This window comes from Streptomyces sp. NPDC001985 (genome assembly GCF_040296845.1).
In the GTDB taxonomy this organism is placed as follows: domain Bacteria; phylum Actinomycetota; class Actinomycetes; order Streptomycetales; family Streptomycetaceae; genus Streptomyces.
This window is the reverse complement of the sequence record NZ_JBEOYB010000202.1, coordinates 1-1,053: the sequence shown is the minus strand read 5'-3', so window position 1 is coordinate 1,053 and position 1,053 is coordinate 1. Positions and strand designations below refer to the sequence as shown.

The 1,053-nt window shown below is 75.7% G+C and carries 1 protein-coding gene; it reads left to right on the top strand.

Annotated features, from left to right (window positions below; all coding sequences use genetic code 11):
* Nucleotides 1-1,053: acyltransferase domain-containing protein (locus ABT122_RS33585; protein WP_351559992.1), on the top strand; the 1,053-nt coding region annotated here is incomplete at both ends.

Sequence of the window (1,053 nt, the reverse complement as noted above, 5' to 3'; positions counted from 1 at the left end):
GGCCCCACACACCCAACCGCCCCCGCCGCGCCGCCATCTCCTCCTTCGGCATCAGCGGCACCAACGCCCACCTCATCATCGAAGAACCCCCACCCGAGACGGACCTCACCGGCTCCCCGACCGCACCGCCCGCGCTGCCCTGGGTGCTCTCCGGAGGGTCGGCCGAAGCGCTGGCGGCGCAGGCGCGGCGGCTGCTCGCGGCGGTGTCCGGGGCCGATGGCCCGGACCCGCTGGACGTGGCGTACACCCTGGCCACCGGCCGGGCCTCGCTGGAGCACCGGGCCGTCGTCACCGGCGCCGACCGGGCGGAGCTGCTGGAGGGTCTCGGTCTGCTCGCGGCGGGGGGCGCGGGCCCGGAGGTGGTCCGGGGTGTGCGCACGGCGGGGAGAACGGCCTTCCTCTTTCCCGGGCAGGGCAGTCAGCGGCCGGGGGCGGGCCATGAGCTGTACCAGCACGTCCCGGAGTTCGCCCGCCACCTCGACCTGGTCCTCGCCGCCTTCGGCGACCGGTGGGAACGCCCCCTCCGCGAGGTGATGTTCGCCGCCGACGGCTCCTCCGATGCCCCGCTGCTCGACCGGACGGCCTTCACCCAGCCGGCGCTGTTCGCCCTCGAAGTGGCGCTGTTCCGGCTGGTCGAATCGTGGGGTGTACGGCCGGACTTCGTGGCCGGGCACTCGATCGGCGAGCTGACCGCCGCCCATGTCGCCGGGGTGCTCTCCCTCCAGGACGCCTGCACCCTGGTCGCCGCCCGGGCCAGGCTGATGGAGGCGCTCCCGGCGGGCGGGGCGATGGTCGCGGTGGAGGCCGCCGAGGACGAGGTGCTGCCCCTGCTGGCACGGTGGCCGGGGCGGGTGTCGGTGGCGGCGGTGAACGGGCCGCGCGCGACGGTGGTGTCCGGGGACGAGGACGCGACGCTGGCGGTCGCCGCACGGCTGTCCGCGCTGGGCCGCCGGACCCGGCGGCTGACGGTCTCGCACGCCTTCCACTCGCCCCACATGGACGGCGCCCTCGCCGAGTTCCGCACCATCGCCGCACAACTCACCTACCACACAC